At 64.0% G+C, this 17,344-nt stretch carries 13 protein-coding genes and 1 tRNA gene; 3 read left to right on the forward strand and 11 right to left on the reverse strand.

What is annotated here, in order from left to right; genetic code table 11:
- Positions 1-2 precede the first annotated feature (2 nt).
- The 8 genes from QTH90_RS19635 to QTH90_RS19670 form a co-directional block, all read right to left on the reverse strand.
- On the reverse strand, positions 3-473 hold the full coding sequence (locus QTH90_RS19635; RefSeq protein ID WP_286666230.1) for a YidH family protein: 471 nt from the start codon (positions 471-473) through the stop codon (positions 3-5).
- Entirely contained in the window at positions 466-1,098 is a 633-nt protein-coding gene (locus tag QTH90_RS19640; protein WP_286666231.1) for a MarC family protein, read from the reverse strand. The genes QTH90_RS19635 and QTH90_RS19640 overlap by 8 nt, the downstream gene beginning before the upstream one ends.
- Positions 1,099-1,112: 14 nt before the next feature.
- Positions 1,113-2,084 (reverse strand): HAD family hydrolase, encoded by a 972-nt coding sequence (locus QTH90_RS19645; RefSeq protein ID WP_286666232.1) that lies wholly within the window; start codon positions 2,082-2,084, stop codon positions 1,113-1,115.
- Between the two features lie 63 nt (positions 2,085-2,147).
- Positions 2,148-4,709, reverse strand: a complete 2,562-nt coding sequence (locus QTH90_RS19650) for an RHS repeat domain-containing protein (RefSeq protein WP_286666233.1) — start codon at positions 4,707-4,709, stop codon at positions 2,148-2,150.
- A gap of 26 nt (positions 4,710-4,735) precedes the next feature.
- The gene (locus QTH90_RS19655; RefSeq protein WP_286666234.1) at positions 4,736-6,121 is read right to left on the reverse strand and encodes a DUF1254 domain-containing protein; all 1,386 of its coding nucleotides are present in this window, start codon (positions 6,119-6,121) and stop codon (positions 4,736-4,738) included.
- Between the two features lie 34 nt (positions 6,122-6,155).
- Positions 6,156-7,076 carry an HAD family hydrolase gene (locus QTH90_RS19660; protein WP_286666235.1) on the reverse strand — a complete coding sequence of 307 codons (921 nt, stop codon included), beginning with the start codon at positions 7,074-7,076 and terminating at the stop codon, positions 6,156-6,158.
- 30 nt (positions 7,077-7,106) lie between these two features.
- Positions 7,107-8,672: an arylsulfatase gene (locus QTH90_RS19665; RefSeq protein WP_286666236.1), complete on the reverse strand. Its 1,566-nt coding sequence runs from the start codon at positions 8,670-8,672 to the stop codon at positions 7,107-7,109.
- A gap of 249 nt (positions 8,673-8,921) precedes the next feature.
- On the reverse strand, positions 8,922-9,629 hold the full coding sequence (locus QTH90_RS19670) for an SDR family NAD(P)-dependent oxidoreductase (protein WP_286666237.1): 708 nt from the start codon (positions 9,627-9,629) through the stop codon (positions 8,922-8,924).
- 114 nt (positions 9,630-9,743) lie between these two features.
- Here QTH90_RS19670 and bktB point away from each other — a divergent pair, with 114 nt between their 5' ends.
- Together bktB and QTH90_RS19680 are read left to right on the forward strand one after the other, a co-directional pair.
- On the forward strand, positions 9,744-10,925 hold the full coding sequence (bktB, locus tag QTH90_RS19675) for a beta-ketothiolase BktB (protein WP_286666238.1): 1,182 nt from the start codon (positions 9,744-9,746) through the stop codon (positions 10,923-10,925).
- 64 nt (positions 10,926-10,989) lie between these two features.
- Positions 10,990-11,065, forward strand: a tRNA-Lys gene (locus tag QTH90_RS19680).
- Between the two features lie 340 nt (positions 11,066-11,405).
- Here QTH90_RS19680 and QTH90_RS19685 read toward each other — a convergent pair.
- Positions 11,406-11,630 (reverse strand): tyrosine-type recombinase/integrase, encoded by a 225-nt coding sequence (locus QTH90_RS19685; protein ID WP_353506622.1) that lies wholly within the window; start codon positions 11,628-11,630, stop codon positions 11,406-11,408.
- Between the two features lie 53 nt (positions 11,631-11,683).
- Positions 11,684-12,016 carry a site-specific integrase gene (locus QTH90_RS19690; protein WP_286666239.1) on the reverse strand — a complete coding sequence of 111 codons (333 nt, stop codon included), beginning with the start codon at positions 12,014-12,016 and terminating at the stop codon, positions 11,684-11,686.
- Between the two features lie 926 nt (positions 12,017-12,942).
- Here QTH90_RS19690 and QTH90_RS19695 point away from each other — a divergent pair.
- Positions 12,943-13,899 (forward strand): GDP-L-fucose synthase family protein, encoded by a 957-nt coding sequence (locus tag QTH90_RS19695; protein WP_286666240.1) that lies wholly within the window; start codon positions 12,943-12,945, stop codon positions 13,897-13,899.
- 244 nt (positions 13,900-14,143) lie between these two features.
- On the opposite strand, the gene QTH90_RS19700 is transcribed toward QTH90_RS19695, so the two are convergent.
- A complete protein-coding gene (locus tag QTH90_RS19700; RefSeq protein ID WP_286666241.1) occupies positions 14,144-17,344 on the reverse strand; it encodes a glycoside hydrolase family 99-like domain-containing protein in 3,201 nt (1,066 codons plus the stop codon).

Here is a 17,344-nt window from a genome sequence, read left to right on the forward strand (position 1 = left end):
CCTCATCCGAAGGGCCCGCTGTGGAACACCATGCTGGCGACCGCCAGCAAGCCGATGACCAGAAGCAGCAGTGCAACGACCAGCGTCAGGGATACCGGGAACTGGCTTTCGGCATGAACGAGCCCCTGTGCCTTCATCGCCTGGCGTTCCCTGCGCAGCCCGAGCATGAAGAAGCAGTGATAGCCGATGCCCGAGACCAGCATCGCAATGCCCAGCAGCACCAGCGCGACGCCGAAGTGGCGCGCCGCCTCGCTGCTCCTGAGGACTTCCGCGTCGTGCAGTTTCTGGAACACCTGGAAGATGGTGAACCCGAAGCCGATCAGCGACAGCGAGGTCCGGATGACGGACATCAAGGTGCGGTCCGCGCTCATGCGGGTGCGCTGGAACGACATGCCGGTGCGGCGTGAAGACAGCTCGACCGAGATGCGCTCCGACTCCGATCCCGGACCCATCAGTGGTTCTTGGTCAGGCATTCATGACTCCCAGATCGTGAAGTGCATACAGGATGATGGTCACTGCAAGAGCCACCTGGAGCACGCCGAGCACGGCTCCGAGGATCTCCAGCACGATGGCCGTCACGCCGCCCAGGATGCGGCGCGCAAAGAGCATGGCGACAAGATTCAACAGCATCACGCCGACCACGATGACAAAGATCGTCAGCATGCGCTCCACTTCGTGCGTGTGCGCGAGCAGCACGATGACCGACGCGGTGCCGTAGGGCGTGACCACGGTCGGAAAGGCGATGCGCATGGCCGCCGCCATCGGTGAATCCGGCAAGTGCGGCGGCGGTGTGGACGCCGGCGAATATTGCTCCAGCACCACGCGCATGCCCACGACGAAGAAGATGGCCCCTCCCGCAAGCAGGAGCGCGGGCGGCGAGATGGACCAGCTCTGCAGGAGTGCCCGCCCCACGAGGGCGCCTGCAATCACCGCGACGAGGGCGATCACGAAGGCACGGACCGCGATCTTCTTGCGCGCCGCGTCGTCCATCTCGTGCGTGAGCTTGGCAAAAGGTCCGATGACCTTCAACGGCCCGAGCATGACGAACATCAGCGTGAAGATGCTTCCCGCGCCCAGGGAGAAGTTCGTTTCGTGCATGGACGGTCGTGGTGCTATTTGTCGAAGGAGAACACGCGGTTCCAGTCCCGCTTCATGTCGACCACGGTCCACGCCCTGGCCGTCGCTTCGTCCAGCGCCTTGTCCAGCTTGCCGATGTGCGATGTGCGGTCGTAGGCGTACTCACGGTCGGCATCGGTGTGGTGGACGATGCCCATGAAGCGAGGCCCGGACCCTGCGGCCGTCCACTCGAGCATCTGCTGGTCACCGTCGGAATTGCCGAACGCGAAGATCGGGCGCCGGCCGATGAAGCGCTGGATGCCGACCGGCTTGCCGGGGCCGTCGTCGACCAGATCGATCTTCGCGAGCCGCATGAGCACCGGCTTGCCGTCGCCCCCCATGCGAAACGCGAGTTGCCCCGTCGAGCCGACCACCTGCTCCGGCGGAATGCCGTAGGCCTTCTCGGTGAACACGCGCATGAACTCGACCCCGCCGCCCGAGACGATGAAGGTCTTGAAGCCGTTCTCGCGCAGGTACGCGAGCAGTTCGAGCATGGGCTGGTAGACCAGCTCGGTGTAGGGCCGCTTGAAGCGTGGATGGCGCGCGTTCGCCAGCCATTGCGCCGCTGTCTCCGTGAACTCCTCGGTCGTCATGCCGGCATGGGTCGCGGCCAGGACCTGCATCACCCCTTTTTCGCCCGACGCGGCGAAGCCTTTCATGTCGCCCTTGAGGATCGCGCTGAACGGAGGCGTCGTCTTCCACTCCGGATGCTTCGGCGCCAGCGCCTTCACGCGGTCGAGCGCAAAGGCGAACTGGAAGTAGATCGGCTGCTCGGCCCACAGGGTGCCGTCGTTGTCGAACACCGCGATGCGCTCTGCCGGCGGGATGAAGGTCGCAGCGCCGGGCGAGGTCACATCGGCGACGAACTTCAGGATGGCCTGCTTCGCGGGGCCGTCGTTCCACGAGGGAAGCCCCTGTGACTGCGCGTGCGCCATCGCGGCCATCAGCAGCAGCGCCGCGGCGGCCATGAAACGCCGAAGCGTTCGGATCGAAGAGTTTCCTAGCATGTTCATTTCGCTTTCACCATCGGACTACCGGCGCCCCCGGAATCCACCGCCGCCATGGAAGCCGCCGCCTCCAAATCCGCCACCAAACCCGCCGCCTCCGCCTCCGCGAAATTCGCCGCCACCGAAGGAGCGTTGCATGCCCATCGATGACTCGCGAAGGTCTGCCGAACGCTGGGCCCCGAAGTCGCGCGCACCGCGGTCGCTGTCGAGTTGCTGGAAATGCTGCTGCTCGCTGCCGCCGAGGCCACCCGCCGCGTCGCGCGTCGCCTGTGCCTGCCCCTGGAACTCGCCGCCGCTGCGCGCGGATTGATCCTCCCAGCCGCTCGGCGTCGCCTTCTGCCAGCCGTTGCCGGTGTTGCGGTAGACGTTGCCGTCCTTGCCGGCGTAGACGTCGTTGCCGACGTGCGCGACCGTCCCGCCTCCCTCGCCTGTGGCGCGGCCGTAGGTCGTCACCTGGCCGGTGTTCTGGTTGTAGACGGCGCCCCTGCCGCCCGACACCTCGTTGCCCGTGTAGGCATTGCCTGCCGTGCCCCGCGCACCGACCGTGACACTGCCGCCCGGCCCTGTGGCCACGCCACGGGAGCCGGCCGCATAGTTGCCCGTGTAGACATTGCCGACCGCGCCGCGCTGGCCCGCCGAGGCAACGCCGGTGCGGGAGTTGTACGAAGAGCCGACCTGGCCGGCCCAGGCGTTGCCGGTCCACGCGTTGTAGCCGCCACCCACGCGCGTCACGCTCGCGCGATTGCCCCACTGGCTGTAGATGTTGCCGGAGTACCCGGCCCAGCCGCCGGGGCCCCAGGCCACCGCGCCGCCGCGCGGCCCGAATGCCGCACCGCCCCAGACCGGCGCAGCCCATGGCCCCCAGTACGGATACGGCCCCCAGCCCCACCCCGTCGCCACCGTGGCCGCACCCCACGCCCAGCCGAGACCGAAGGCCACGGCCCAACCGGTCCAGGGCGTGTAGGCCACCGCCGCACCGTAGCCGTAGGTCACGGGCGGGCCATACCAGACGGTGCCGACCCATGGGTCGTAGACATAGCCCGTGCCATAGACCACGACGCCCGATACCGGATCGACGATCGAGCCCATGTAGCCCGGCGAATAGCCGACGTAGACGGTATCGGGAGTCGTCTCGTAGACCCGTACAAAGGTCACGTAGTGCAGCGGCGAACTCGGCGGGATGGCATAGATGGCGGCCGGCACCGACCGGGCAACGGCCCATGGACCGCGCACCGAGCCCGCGACGAACCACACGCCGTTCTCCACCGCGTAGTAGGCGCTGTCGCTCACCCGGATGATCGGCGTCGGCGAGTTCGCGACGTAGGACAGCGAGGTGCCGTCGATGGTCCTGAAGCTCGGCTCGCCGTCGAAGCGCGGCGTCTTGAGTTGCGTACCCGCAACCTTCACCGCTGCGGTCTGCGGCACCGAAGCCGCGATCGCCGCCTCGCGCGCCTGCGACGTGCCCGCGATCGATGCCTTCACGTTCTCCTTCGGGCTGTCGTCGGGAATCTTCGCGAACTCCGCCGGCAAGGCATTGGCCGGCACGTACTGCCATGGGCCGTTGTCGGTGGTGGAACGGAACCAGCGCCCGGCGATGAGCACGTAGGTCATGTTGTCCAGCATGTTCTTGAAGATGTTGCCTGTCGTGTTTTCGACGTAGAGCAACTGCGCACCGTTCACCGGCACTGGGCGCGGCGTGCCGTCGGTCACGATGAGTTCCGTCGGCGCGGTCGCCACGACGATCGCCGGCGTCTGGCTGTCGAGGCGCGGCGCCGGACGGTCGGCCGTGGACTGGCCCGTGAGCGGATCGATCGAATGCGCATCGGAAGCCTGCTGGAAGGCCTTGCCGAGCGCGGCCGACGGCGCGTGCAGGACCGCCCACGGCCCGCCGATGGCCGGCGCATTCATCCAGCCATCAAACACCTTGAGGTAGTGCGTGCCCGTGCCGTCGCGCAGCAGCAGCGGCCGGGTGTTGAGCACGCGCTCGAAGGGCAAGCCCTGCATCCGGCCGTACCTGGGCTCGCCATCGATGTAGACCAGGATGGCGGGCACGGTCGAGAACACGATCTGCGGCGGGTCGTTGCGCAGCGGCAGGCGGTCGGCCGTCTGCTGCGTTTCCACGATGTGCATCGCGGCTTCGAGACGGTCCAGCGCGATCGTGCGCGATTTGCCGCCGATGGCCTGCGCGATCGCGTCGCTCCAGGCCTTGGACTGCACCTGCGTCGATGACGGAAAGTCGATCTTGGTCAGGCGAACGCTGTCGATGGTGACCACGCGCCGGCTCTTGTCCGTGAGCGTGCGGGCATCGAAGGTCACGACGCCGTAGCGGGTCTCCGGGTGATCGGCGCCGATCTCCACCTGCACCGCCGAGCGGCCTGCGAGCCTGACGCCGTCCCAGCTGTCGAGCTGCGGCTCGTAGACCATCATGGTCACGTTGCCCGTCTTCACGGTGCGCGGCCATGGCGTCTCCGCACCGATGGCCGCGGCGCCCGAAGCCGTCGCGTCCTGCGCCCAGGCCGTACCGCCCTGACCCCACGCGACGAAACAGATCGCCAGGATGACCACGCCGCCTGCAACACGTCTCATGAGGTGCTCCTGATGATCCTGGTGAATTACGACGCCCTGACCACCGCCGGCGGGGTCCAGCTGCCGTCGAGGGCTGCCGGCTCGGGCCAGTAGGACCGGATGTAGAGCGAGAACTCGCTCGTGCCATCGGCAGGCGCGGGCAGCCAGTTGCTCTCCTTGTCCGCACCCGGTGAATGGGCCTGCACATGGATCGTCAGCGAGCCATCCTGGTCGTAGCGCAGCGCCTTGTTCTTGGTGCCGACCGAATACCGGGCAAGCGAGTTCGGCTCGAAGAAATGATGGCGGTTGTAGAGCGTCAGCGACCAGAAGCCCTTGACCGGTGGCGTCGCGCCCTTCGGGAAGGTCACCGTGTAGCGGTTTGCGCTGTTCAGCCTTTCGCCGTCATCGTCAAGATCCTGATAGAAGTACATGGTCTCGTTCTGCTTGTTGACGAAGATGTTCGACTTCGCCACCGCCGTGCGCGTGAAGTAGTCGCTGCCGAAGCTCGCGCCGTTCGCGATGGTCGACCAGTGGTGCGGCAACTGCCGCCCGTAGTTCCTGAACTGGAACAGCGGCTCGACCAGTTCCTTGTCCGCCGCTGCCAGCGCCTGGTTGAAGACGTCCCTGACGCGCGCGTCCTTGCTCGCCGCATCCACTACCGCCAGCACCTGCGCGTAGCGCGCCGATTCGCCGGCCATCGGCTTCGCATCCGCGAGCGCACCCGGGAGCATGTCCAGGAACTTGTCCGGCGGCACCCACCTGGTCTCGGCGCCGTCGCCGCTGCTGTCCGACGGGGTCCTGACCGTCGGCACCTTGCGCCAATCGGTGACTTTCATCCTTCCGTCGAAGTCCGCCACCGGGTACAGGCCGATCTGGTTGATGGCCGGCTGCAGCGCCTGCAGATCCTGCGCCGTGTCCTCGCGGAACACGCGCGGCACCACGACGCCGGTGCCGGTCTGGGACACGAACACCTTGCTGATGCCCTGCGGCACCGTGCCCACCCAGTTCGGACCCACCAGCAAGTAGAAGCCGGGACGGGTGCCATACATCCGCCCCAGCTCCGCAAAGCTGTCGGTGCGTGCATCCACCACCTGGTACACCCAGAAGCGATCGCCGAAGTCCGGCACCTGCACCACCACCGGCGACACGTCCAGCGCCAGGATGCTGTTGCCATAGACCACGTCCTGGTTGGGGCACGCCACCGCGCGCTCCGCCGGGTCGATGTAGTCGGTGAGCATGGTCACCGTGTTGAGCGGCCCGACCGGCAGCACGCCACCCAGCAGCATCGAATGAGGCAAGGGCCCAAAGGTGAGGCGCCGGTTGTAGACGTTGACGATCGGCCACGCCCAGAAGAAGGCATCGCGCGCGACATGGCGCACATAGTCGTCGGTGAGCTTCATCCGGGTGTCGGGGCCGGGGATCACGTGCGCCATCGTCATCTCCTGGTGAAATGCACCGGCGCGCGGCTCAGCCCGCGAACACCTTGTTCCAGTCGCGCCGCATGCTCACGACCTCGATGCCGTACGCGTCGGCGTGGTCCAGCGCTTCGACCAGCGGACTGAGACGGAACTCGCGGTCGTACGCGAATTCGCGCTCCGCATCGTCGTGATGCAGCAGCAATGCCAGCCGCGCGCCGCTTCCCGACTTCACATAGCGCAGCATCGACAGGTCCCCGTCGGAATTGCCGAAGGCGAGGATCGGCCGCCTTCCGATGTGCAGCCCGATGTTCTGCGGCTTGACGTCGCGGTCGTCGAAGCTGCCCAGCTCCGGGAGCTTGAAGAGTTCGGCGCGCCCGTCGCGCATCTCGAAACGCGTCTTGACGCTGCTGCCGATCACCCGCTCGGGCGGGATGCCGTAGACCTCTTCCGCAAAGGCGCGCATCAGGTCGATGCCGCCGCCGGAGACGATGAAGTTCTTGAAGCCGTTGGCACGCAGGTGGTCGAGCAACTCGATCTGCGGTTGATATACGCACTGCGTGTAGAGCCGCCCGAGCTTGGGGTGCCGGGCCGAGGCCAGCCAGGCACGCGCCGCGCTCATGAACTCATCCTCGGTCAACCCGGCGTGCGTGGCGAACGCGACTTCGAAGGCGCCCTGCTTGCCCAGGCTCGCGATGGTCTTCAGATCGTGCTCGAGGAAGGCCTTGTAAGGCTGGCGATCCTTCAAGGTCGGATCCTTCCCGGCCAACGCCCGGAGGCGGTCGTCGGCAAAGAAGAGTTGCGACTGCATCGGCTGCTCGCACCACAAGGTGCCGTCATTGTCGAAAGTCGCGATGCGCTCCGCGGGCCGCACGAAGTCGGGCCCGCCCTCCTTCGTCACGCGGGCGACGAAGTCGAGCAGGGTCCGCTTGGCCGGACCGTCGGTCCAGGAGACAAGAGGAGCTCCGTCCATGGCAGCCAGCAACCTGGGCCATCGAGGCCCTCAGTTGCTGCCTCCGGCCGCGGCCTCGGCCATCTTCGAGAGCGCGTCGTCGATCGTGAAGGTATTGGGCTTCTGGATCGGCGGGAAGTCCTTGAAGGTCGCCGCGAACCCGTCCGCGATCGTGTAGGCGCCGTAGAGGATGTACGCGTGGTAGAGGAACCACTCGTAGTAGCTGTTGGACGTGACATCGGCCCGCTCGTAGGGGTCCGTTCGAAGGTTGAAGATCTTGGGCAGCCGCAGCGCCACGAAGGGCTCGGCCCAGATTCGCAGCGTTCCCGGGGCGCGCTGCTCCATGAAAACGACCTTCCAGTTGTCGTAGCGGATGCCGAGCACGTCGCCGTCGTCGCTGATGTAGACGAAGAGCTTGCGCGGACTCTCCTTCTCCTTCCCCGTAAGGAAGGGAAGCAGGTTGATCCCATCGATGTGGTTCTTGTATTTGCGCCCGATCGCGTCGACGCCCTTCTTCACCTTCTCGACGATGTCGGGCTCGCCAGCCATTGCGAGGAAGGTGGGCAACCAGTCGTGGTGCTGCACGATGCCGTTCGAGACGGTGCCGGCAGCGATCTTGCCGGGCCAGCGCACGACCATCGGGACGCGGAATGCACCTTCCCAGTTGCTGTTCTTTTCGCTGCGGAACGGCGTGGTGGCGCCATCGGGCCAGCTGTTCGTGTGAGGGCCGTTGTCGGTCGAATACATGACGAAGGTGTCCTCGGTGATGCCGAGTTCGTCGAGGTAGTCGAGCAGTTCGCCCACGTTCTTGTCATGGTCGATCATCGTGTCGTGGTAGGGCGACTGCCAGCGGCCCGCCTGCCCCATGCTCTCCTTCTTCGTGTGCGTGAAGAGGTGCATGTGGGTGAAGTTGAGCCAGACGAAGAAAGGCTTGCCGTCCTTGTGCTGCTGTCCGATGAAGTTCTTGGCGGCCGACGCGAACTCGTCGTCACAGGTCTCCATGCGCTTCACGTTGAGGGGACCGGTGTCCTCGATCTTCTGCTTGCCGACGCGACCCCAGCGCGGCTCCTCGGTCGGATCGTCCTTGTCCGTCGCCCAGGAATGGACCACGCCGCGCGGGCCCACCTTCTTCCTGAAATCCGGGAAGTCCGCCTCGGGGTAGTAGTCGTACATCTCCGGCTCTTCCTCGGCGTTCAGGTGATACAGGTTGCCGAAGAATTCGTCGAAGCCGTGGTTGGTCGGCAGCATGCTGTTCAGGTCGCCCAGATGGTTCTTGCCGAATTGGCCCGTCGCGTAGCCCTGGTTCTTGAGCAGCGCCGCGATGGTCACGATGTTGGTGTTCATGCCAACGGGCGCGCCCGGTATGCCGACCTTCGACAGGCCCGTGCGATACACGCTCTGCCCGGTGATGAACGACGAACGCCCCGCCGTGCAGGATTGCTCGCCGTACGAATCGGTGAACTTCATGCCCTCCTTGGCGAGCCGGTCGATGTTCGGCGTCCGGTAGCCCATCAGCCCATCCGAATAGCAGCTGAGGTTGGTGATGCCGATGTCGTCCCCCCAGATCACGAGGATGTTGGGCTGCTTCGCTGCCGCTGCCGGTTTCTTCGATGCCATTGAGAGCTCCTTGGTTGGTGCATGGTCATTCGCCCGCCGCTCCGGGCGGAACCCGGCCGGTCAGGGCGATCGATGGGCGCGGGCGCGACTGAACTCCGCCGCGCCGGGGCGTACCGCTAGCATGCGCACGCCGTCCGCAAAGCGCACTTGTCCCAAGGTGAAGCGCCCCTTGCACCTTGGTGCAAGGGGCCGCGGACACTTGGCCCGAACGTCAGAAGGGTCTTGAGGAAAGAGGCCTTCCCCGGGGCCTCAGGCGTCGAGCGTCAGGTGCTGCCCGTGCAACGCCGCAGCGGCAGGAGACGCCAGGAAGCCGATGGTCTGCGCCGCCACGCCGGTCGACACCCACCCGGCCGGATTGGCATCGGGCATGGCCTGCCGGTTGGCGGGCGTGTCGAGCACGCTGGGCGCGACGCTGTTGACGTTGATGCCGTGCGGCGCCAGCTCGGCTGCCGAGGCTTCGACCAGGCGCTGCAAGGCGCTCTTCGACGCGATGTAGGCCGACATGGCCGCGGCGCCGCGGGATGCCGTCTTGGCGGTGACGGCGATCACGCTGCCGGCCTTGCGTTCGATCATCGAAGGCACCAGCGCCTGCGAGACCGCCACGAAGGACCAGGCGTTCAGGGTCATCATCCGGTCCCAGGCCTCGCGGCTCAGCCCGTGGACGGGCTCGCCCATCTCGAAGCCGCCTGCAATGTGGACCAGCGCATCGACCTGCCTGAAGGCGCCGAGGATGCGCTGCGCCGCCCCGGCCATGGCCGGCACCGAGGTGACGTCGGCTTCGATCAGCAGGTGCTGCGAGTTCTCGAGCCCCGGAAAGGTGCTCGACAGGTGCTCCATCCGATGGTCGATGAGCGCCACGCGGGCGCCCTGGTCGAGAAAGTGCTGCACGACGGCGCGGCCCAGCGCGCCTGCCGCGCCGGTCACGACCACGTGGCGGAGGGTGTTGGCTTCGATCATTGGAGGCTCCTTGTTCGGGGCACGGATGGTAACGCCGGCGTCAGCGAGGTCCGCGGCGAACGGCCCCTGGACTGGCATCATCGACCTTTTCGTTTTTTGCATCGGAGACTTTTCATGAAAGAAGTGGTTGTTGTCAGCGGCGTGCGCACCGCCATCGGAACCTTCGGCGGCGCCCTCAAGGACGTTCCGCCGACCAAGCTCGCGGCGCTGGTCACGAGGGAGGCGCTGGCACGCGCCAAGGTCGACGGCAAGGACGTCGAGAACGTCGTCTTCGGCCACGTCATCAACACCGAGCCGCGCGACATGTACATGGCGCGCGTGGCCGCCATCGAAGGGGGCTGCGCCCAGGAGACGCCGGCACTGACCGTCAACCGCCTGTGCGGATCGGGCCTGCAGGCCATCGTGAGCGCGGCGCAGAGCATCCAGCTCGGCGACGCCAAGGTGGCCGTGGGCGGTGGCGCCGAGAGCATGAGCCGCGCGCCCTTCGCCTCGCTCAGCGCACGCTGGGGCGCGCGCATGGGCGACACCAAGATGGTCGACATGATGCTCGGCGCGCTGCACGACCCCTTCCAGACAGTCCACATGGGCATCACGGCGGAGAACGTCGCGAAGAAGTGGGGCATCAGCCGCGAGACACAGGACCAGACGGCGCTCACCAGCCACCAGCGCGCCCAGAAGGCGATCGAGAGTGGTTATTTCAAGTCGCAGATCGTTCCGGTGACGCTGGAAAGCCGCAAGGGCACGACCCAGTTCGACACCGACGAGCACGTGCGCTTCAACGCGAAGCTCGAGGACATGAGCAAGCTCAAGCCCGCCTTCCTGAAGGAGAACGGCACCGTGACCGCGGGCAACGCGTCCGGCGTCAATGACGGCGCCGCCGCGGTCGTGCTGATGGAAAAGGAAGAAGCCGCACGGCGCGGCCTCAAGCCGATGGCGCGCGTCGTGGCCTACGCCTTCGCCGGCGTCGATCCGGCCTACATGGGCATCGGCCCGGTCCCAGCATCGCGCAAGGCGCTGGAAAAGGCGGGACTGAAGGCCTCCGACATGGACGTGATCGAAGCCAACGAAGCCTTCGCCGCGCAGGCCTGTGCCGTGAGCAAGGACCTGGAACTCGACCCTGCCAAGGTGAACCCCAACGGCTCGGGCATCTCGCTCGGCCACCCCGTGGGCGCGACCGGGGCGCTGATCACCGTCAAGGCCCTGTACGAGCTGGAACGCATCCAGGGCCGCTACGCGCTCGTGACCATGTGCATCGGCGGCGGACAGGGCATTGCGTGCATTTTTGAAAGACTGTGAACGGGTGCCTGAAAGTTGTGGCTATAATCGTGGGATTGCCTGAAACGACATACCAGTCAATCAGGGGCTCTTAGCTCAGTTGGTAGAGCAGCGGACTCTTAATCCGTAGGTCGAGTGTTCGAGTCACTCAGGGCCCACCACCAACAAACCTCAGTGGTACTTGAAAAGCCTGCTATCGAAACGGTAGCAGGCTTTTTTCATGACTGCGCCGCTGTGTGGTTCTGGTGTGAACGTGTCAGCCAAACATCTGCGAGATGACCGCCATGAACATCGAAGGATTTCTTGAGACCGAGGCGTCAGGATCTGCGAGCTTGGTTGCCCCTTACATCTCGGCATCAGAAGAGTTCGACGATCTTTCCTCGGGATGCGCGGCCGGCAGTGACTGCGGTTTTTTTGGAAGGCCACACGGAGTCTTCGATACCACCGAAGGACAGGCGGATCAATTTGATCATGCTGCGCTCGGCAATCGAACCCTGCGCCTCAGCGCGCGTCGCCCGTTCGTATCTGCAACTTGTCCATCTCTGTCCGAATGTGCTCGACTTTCCGATGCGCGTACTTCTCCGCCATCGCCAGTGTCTTGTGGCCACTGATCCGCTCCATGGTCGGCGAGTCGGCGCCCTCCTGCACCAAGTGGCCGATCGCGGTATGCCTCAGTGTGTGGCGCAGCACCTGAGCGGGATTCAGCCCGGCCGCCGCGGCGCCCAGCCTGAACGGCTACTGTCGGCGACCCGATTTCGATTGCGGCTTGCCGCCTTCTGTTACGTATGGGAACACCACGCTCTGGCCACCGGCATCGACTGGCCAAGTACGTCGATGACGCGCTGGGCAATGTTGATGTCCACCTTGCGGATCGCGAGCACTTCGGACATTCGCATCGAGGCTTCGAGTGCGACGAGCACGAACGGGTAAAGCTGCCCGTTGACGGATCCCTTCGCCGCCTGCAGGAACGCCTGCGCCTGTTCGGACGTCAGGTAGACGATCCGCCCCTCCCCTTCCTTCATCCGCCTCATCTTCGGCTTGGCGGTTGTGATCCATCCCCACTCGATCGCCTGAGTGAACAGATGCGACAGCGTCGTCAACTCGCGGTTCACGGCGCCTGGGCTTGTTTGTGGTCCTGCCGATGTCGCGTGGCACCTGCGCGAGCGAGCGATGCTTCTTGTGGACCTCAACATCGAATGAGCTAATCTTCGTTGGAGGCGAGATGCTGAAGAACGAGACTAGGCGCTGCTGCAGATGCTGGTTCTTCGTGTCGATGTCCTTACCGCCCGATTCCCTGAGCTTCGCGACGTACTTGTCGGCTGCGTCCTTGAACGACAGCGCGACCTTGCGACCCTTGGTCAGCATGTGGCGATCGTGCCGGGCATCGGTCCTGGCCTTTTCGATGAACTCCTCGACCTGGCTGCGCGTCGTGCCGTGCGACGCGCGGCCGGGGTGACTATCGCTGAACTCTCGTCGCGTCTTGGGATCGGAAACATCTCCGAACCATTGGCGCAGCGTAAGCCAAGAAGAATCGAACGACAGTCGGGACGGCTACCGCCAGCGCACTTGGCACATTCGTGCAGACAGTGCGAGTCGAATGCCCAAGCTGTGCACGGCCTTGCGGATCCGGAGCCCCGCCCTCACGGCCCCAGATCAGCGGGCTTTCGGGAAGTTCCACGAGCACGTCAACGCTTTCCTTGGCAGATCCAGGGCGACTGGCCTACTTGTGGATCGACGCGACTTTCGTGAAGGCGCGCGAGGCCAGGCGATCACGCGCCTGGCGGTGCCAAGATGCTCTGGCAGAAGTGGTCGCTCAACCGGCCCACTACATATAACTTGAAGGCTTGCAGACCATGAGCGACACTGCGCCCACTCGGCTGTCCGCTGCGGCTCGCTGAACACCATGCAATTCAGGCTTCTCCGGGCTGTGACCTACACCACGTGGAATGGGACGCTCTGGGCTGGCCCCTCTCTTGCCGTCAAGCGATGAGCGTCACACATACGCATCTTCAACCGGTTCAAGTCACAGGGGATTTAAATGACGACGAAAAGGGTATTTGTCGCCGGTCATCGTGGGCTCGTCGGCTCAGCGACCATGCGTGCAATTGAACAGAATCCCGACTATGAGATCTTAGCGCGCAGCCGCGGAGAACTCGACCTCCAGGACCGCGCAGCGACTCGAGCCTTCTTCCTCGAACACCGCCCCGACCACGTGGTCATGTGCGCCGCGAAGGTCGGAGGCATCCTGGCCAATTCGACCCTGCCCGTCGACTTTCTTCACGACAACCTCCGCATCCAGTTGAATGTTTTCGATGCTGCGTACGAATCCGGCGTCGATCGCATGATCTTTCTCGGCTCGTCGTGCATCTATCCGCGCGATTGTCCTCAGCCTATCAAGGAGGAGCACCTGCTCACCGGCCCACTGGAAGCTACCAATCGCCCGTACGCACTAGCGAAGATCGCCGGCGTGGAATCCTGCTGGGCATTCAATCGGCAATACGGCACGCGGTACCTCGCCATGATGCCAACCAACATGTACGGGCCGGGCGATAACTACCATCCAGAGCATTCGCACGTGCTTCCCGCCTTGATCAAGCGATTTCACGAAGCGAAGGTCGCCGGGGCACCTTCGGTGGTCGTTTGGGGCTCCGGCAATCCTCGCCGGGAGTTCATGTGTTCGTCGGATTTGGGCGACGCGATCCGTTTCCTGCTTAGCTTGCCGGGGGAGCAATTTGCCTCGCTCACAAGTGCAGACGTGACGCCGTTGATCAATGTCGGCGTCGGAGAAGACGTGACGATCCGCGAGGTCGCCGAACTCGTGAAGGCGACGGTCGGCTACACGGGCGAACTCAAGCTTGACGCCTCCAAACCTGATGGCACGCCGCGAAAGCTGCTTGACGTGGGCCGGCTATCCGCGTTGGGCTGGAGGGCGAAGACGAGCCTCGCTGAGGGCCTCCGATGCGCGTACGAGGACTTCCTCAAGCGCCATGGGTGAAGGCACTTTCGGCGCTATGCGCGAAGCCGGCCAAAATCGCGGCAGCTTCAATCCCCGCCTCAACGCATACGCACGGCGTTCACGGCTTCCAGGCCGTCGCAGCGGTGCGACTTTCGCAGTGAAACGCAGACCGCATCTACCGCTGCCGGCCCTGATGGACATCCCGATGTCCGGCCTGACACTGCAACGCTGGGCGCCTGCGAAGTCATCGGTATCAGCGTCGGCAGCCGCCTGACCACTGGCCTCATGGGCGTCCGGTCATGTCCTTCAGCGTGCTGATCATCTGGATGCTGGGGCACACCCGCATCGGAAATTGTTCGTAGGGCGTGTCGCCGCGCCATCGGTTGTGGCTCTCTGCCGAAAGATAATAAGTCTCAGGGTCCTTTTCCATATCGCTCAGCATTCGGTCGAGCTTTATCGACGAAAGCCCGAATCCGGCAATCATGAAACGGAGCTTCTCGAAATGCTCGTCGGCACCGATCCCCTTGTGGACGTGGTCCACGGCATGGATGGAGACGCCATTGGGTTTCAAGAACTTCTGCATTCCGCGGAACACGCCCTGTAGCCCAAGGTAGTCGATGTGCTCCAGCACAGAGATTGAATAAATGCAGTCGAACGAAGCTGCAGGAGGTTCGGTCAGGCGATCATCGAAGAGTGTCCGGACAAACCGTACCCCCGGACTCTCGCGCTTGTAGGTTTCGAATTCGACGGGCCCGTTGCCGGACCCATCATATGGGTCGACTAGCCAGACCTCGTATCCCAATCGTGCCAGCAGATCCGCAACATAGGGCTGCCCACCACCTATTTCGAGCACGCGGCCACCCTTTGGCACCTTTGCGATGATTGCCTTGAATACCCAAGGTCGTTGCACATCCTTTAGATCGCCCTGCGCAGTGGTCAATCGATTCAAGTGCTGGAAACCGTCGACGAAGTCAGTGACGGTGGCATAGCTGACATCGGTCACTGCGAACTGACGATAACGTTGGGCAACTGAGGACAAGGCCTCGTCATCGATCCAGGTGCTAGTGATTGACATAGTTCGGTTCCGGCCAGCCGTTGTTTGTACTATCGGATCGACAGGTCCTTCGTCGAGCAGATCCGGCTCCAGACCCAACAAAGCAAGCAACTCGCCGCGCGACACGTCCATGCCCTGCGCCCGATAGAAGGAACGGATGCCGTCGACCCGTCCGCTCAAAGTGGCCCTTAACCACGCGTGCCCATAGCGTTGGTCAGGCTCCAGGTGAGTACCTTCTGCCCACTCGTTCCAGGCATTGACGAATATGAATGGCTGCTGGTGCGATGAACGCCCCATTGCCTGGAGAGACAGCTTCCTGATCCACTCCGCGTAAAGCTGGGGCGTGGAGTTGACCAAAATATGCGAATGACTACCGCGTCTGGCAGTGTTGTCCCAAGATGGCATCGCACCGCGGTACCAGACGAATTCGGGCAACGGCTTCTTCACTTGGTCCTGCATGACCGCTACATAGTCTTCGATGTATCCCTCGAACTCGGCGTCCACTCCAGGGAACTGGTCCTTTGGCAACAAAAATCGGTTCGTGTGTGGCGGAAACTCCATCGCAGCATCGAATCCATACGTCCTCGGATCGCCGAGCCCAAAGCTCTGCACCGCGACCAGATGCAATTCCAGGCCCGCCAGCTCGCGGGCAAGTTCGCGCCATCGCGCGACGACGCTGCAGACGTCGGGGAGGATGTTGGCTCGATATATCAGCAGCATCGGCGCATTGCCGACACGCAAGTAGCGCTGGTCGATCAGGATCGGCAGTACGTCGGCAATGAATTGCTCAGCCCATTCCCCGGTGTAGTCCTGCTGAAGCAGGACCTCATGCTCCTGGCCATCCCACCGCCGAGTCCAATTCTCGTTGGCCCAGCAAATGCAGAACGGCATGCCGGGCTGGCCGCTCGCCAGCATTTGGTCAATCGGCCGTTCCAACACGCGCCGGCCGTTGAACCAATAGTAGTAGTAGCAGAACGCCTCGATTCCGTATCGGCGGGCCAGCTCGGCCTGATGCGCCAGCACTTCGGGGAGTCGTAGATCATAGAAACCCAAGTCTGACGGCAAGTGCGGCTGGTAGTGATCCTGGAAGTTCGGCTTGGCCCGCGTGACATTCGTCCATTCAGTGAAGCCACGGCCCCACCATTCGTCATTTTCCGGAATCGGATGGAACTGCGGCAAATACATCGCCACGATCCTCGGCATCGCTGCGATGGACTGTTCGACGACCGATCCCGGGGCAGCGACTTCGGCCAGCGGACTCGCGGCCGACCCGCCCGCCAGCACGCGTTCATAGAAGGCCTCGATCTTCCTGACGTTGTCATCCCAGCTCAGTCGCTCCTGCGCGAATTGGCGTCCTCGGTCGCCGAGGGCGCCGCGCATCAACGGGTCGCCGACCAGCTTGGCCACCTTGTCGGCGATCTCGAATGCGTCGCCTTGATCGAGGAGCATCACATTCTCACCGTCGGTCATGAATCGCCCGATGTTCGTGCGAGGAAGAATGACCGGTCGACCCGAAGCAAGGAATTCGGGGAGCTTCGAAGGGAAGCGAAAATCGTTGAATGGGTTCGCCGAGCCCGGCTGCACCAGGACGTCGGCGGCTGCCAGCAATTTCGGAATGTCTGGCCGAGGCAGGAAGCCCAGGTCATGGACGAAATCGCGCAAACCGCACTGGGCGATCCAGTCCATCGACACATGGTTCCATCCCGTTTTCAGCAGCTGCGCTGGATGGCCCCTGCGTCGCAGCAGGCCGATCGCCAGGATCAGACTGCGGACCTCTTCTTCGTTCGACGCATGGACATTGCCGGTATAAACGAGCACTAGGTCGTCGTCGCGCAGCCCAAAGGCGGCCCGCCCATTGCGGCTTGAGGTTACATCGAGGAAAGCGGGATCGAACCCCGGCCAGAAGACCTCACCCGGGATGCCCTCAGGTTTGAATTCGAGGAGCCGGTCCATCAGCACGGTTACGCCAGCCGCCCGCAGCATGAACGTTTCGCCCTTAATAGGATGCATCCGCGAAGGACTGATCAGTTTGTCGATGATCGGCGTCGGCAGCTGTCTGATCGCCTTGTATGTCAGGCCGCCCGGCAGCTCGTCCGTCACGATGACCTGTTCGTTGTCCTCGAGGTGGACGATATAAGGGCAGCGGTGTCGCTCGCACAATTGTTCTACGATCTTGCGGACGTGTTCCCGTGGGGTAAATGCGTGGATGAGGTCGGCGAGCCGTTCGTCCGGAAACTGCGCATCCACCGCGGCCTGCTCGTACGTCAAGACTGGAAATGGCGGCCTGCCGACTTCGGCGATCGTTTCGGGCTTGTTCGGTATGCAGACGATGGGGCTGTGACCATGCCGATGCAAGGCTAAGGCGACGGAGTGTGCGTGATACGCACTGTTGCCTTCGTAGTTGCAATGGCTGATCAGCAGGATATTCAT

Origin of the sequence: Variovorax flavidus (assembly GCF_030317145.1) — a bacterium.
In the GTDB taxonomy this organism is placed as follows: Bacteria; Pseudomonadota; Gammaproteobacteria; order Burkholderiales; family Burkholderiaceae_C; genus Variovorax; species Variovorax flavidus.

Bases quoted from the DNA above. Each gene is read 5' to 3' on its own strand.
- QTH90_RS19655 (WP_286666234.1), bottom strand. From the start codon at position 6,121: ATGGCGCACGTGATCCCCGGCCCCGACACCCGGATGAAGCTCACCGAC.
- QTH90_RS19645 (WP_286666232.1), bottom strand. From the start codon at position 2,084: ATGGCCGCCGCGGCGCTGCTGCTGATGGCCGCGATGGCGCACGCGCAG.
- QTH90_RS19660 (WP_286666235.1), bottom strand. From the start codon at position 7,076: ATGGACGGAGCTCCTCTTGTCTCCTGGACCGACGGTCCGGCCAAGCGG.
- QTH90_RS19670 (WP_286666237.1), bottom strand. From the start codon at position 9,629: ATGATCGAAGCCAACACCCTCCGCCACGTGGTCGTGACCGGCGCGGCA.
- QTH90_RS19640 (WP_286666231.1), bottom strand. From the start codon at position 1,098: ATGCACGAAACGAACTTCTCCCTGGGCGCGGGAAGCATCTTCACGCTG.
- bktB (WP_286666238.1), top strand. From the start codon at position 9,744: ATGAAAGAAGTGGTTGTTGTCAGCGGCGTGCGCACCGCCATCGGAACC.
- QTH90_RS19665 (WP_286666236.1), bottom strand. From the start codon at position 8,672: ATGGCATCGAAGAAACCGGCAGCGGCAGCGAAGCAGCCCAACATCCTC.
- QTH90_RS19635 (WP_286666230.1), bottom strand. From the start codon at position 473: ATGCCTGACCAAGAACCACTGATGGGTCCGGGATCGGAGTCGGAGCGC.
- QTH90_RS19695 (WP_286666240.1), top strand. From the start codon at position 12,943: ATGACGACGAAAAGGGTATTTGTCGCCGGTCATCGTGGGCTCGTCGGC.
- QTH90_RS19650 (WP_286666233.1), bottom strand. From the start codon at position 4,709: ATGAGACGTGTTGCAGGCGGCGTGGTCATCCTGGCGATCTGTTTCGTC.
- QTH90_RS19700 (WP_286666241.1), bottom strand. From the start codon at position 17,344: ATGAATATCCTGCTGATCAGCCATTGCAACTACGAAGGCAACAGTGCG.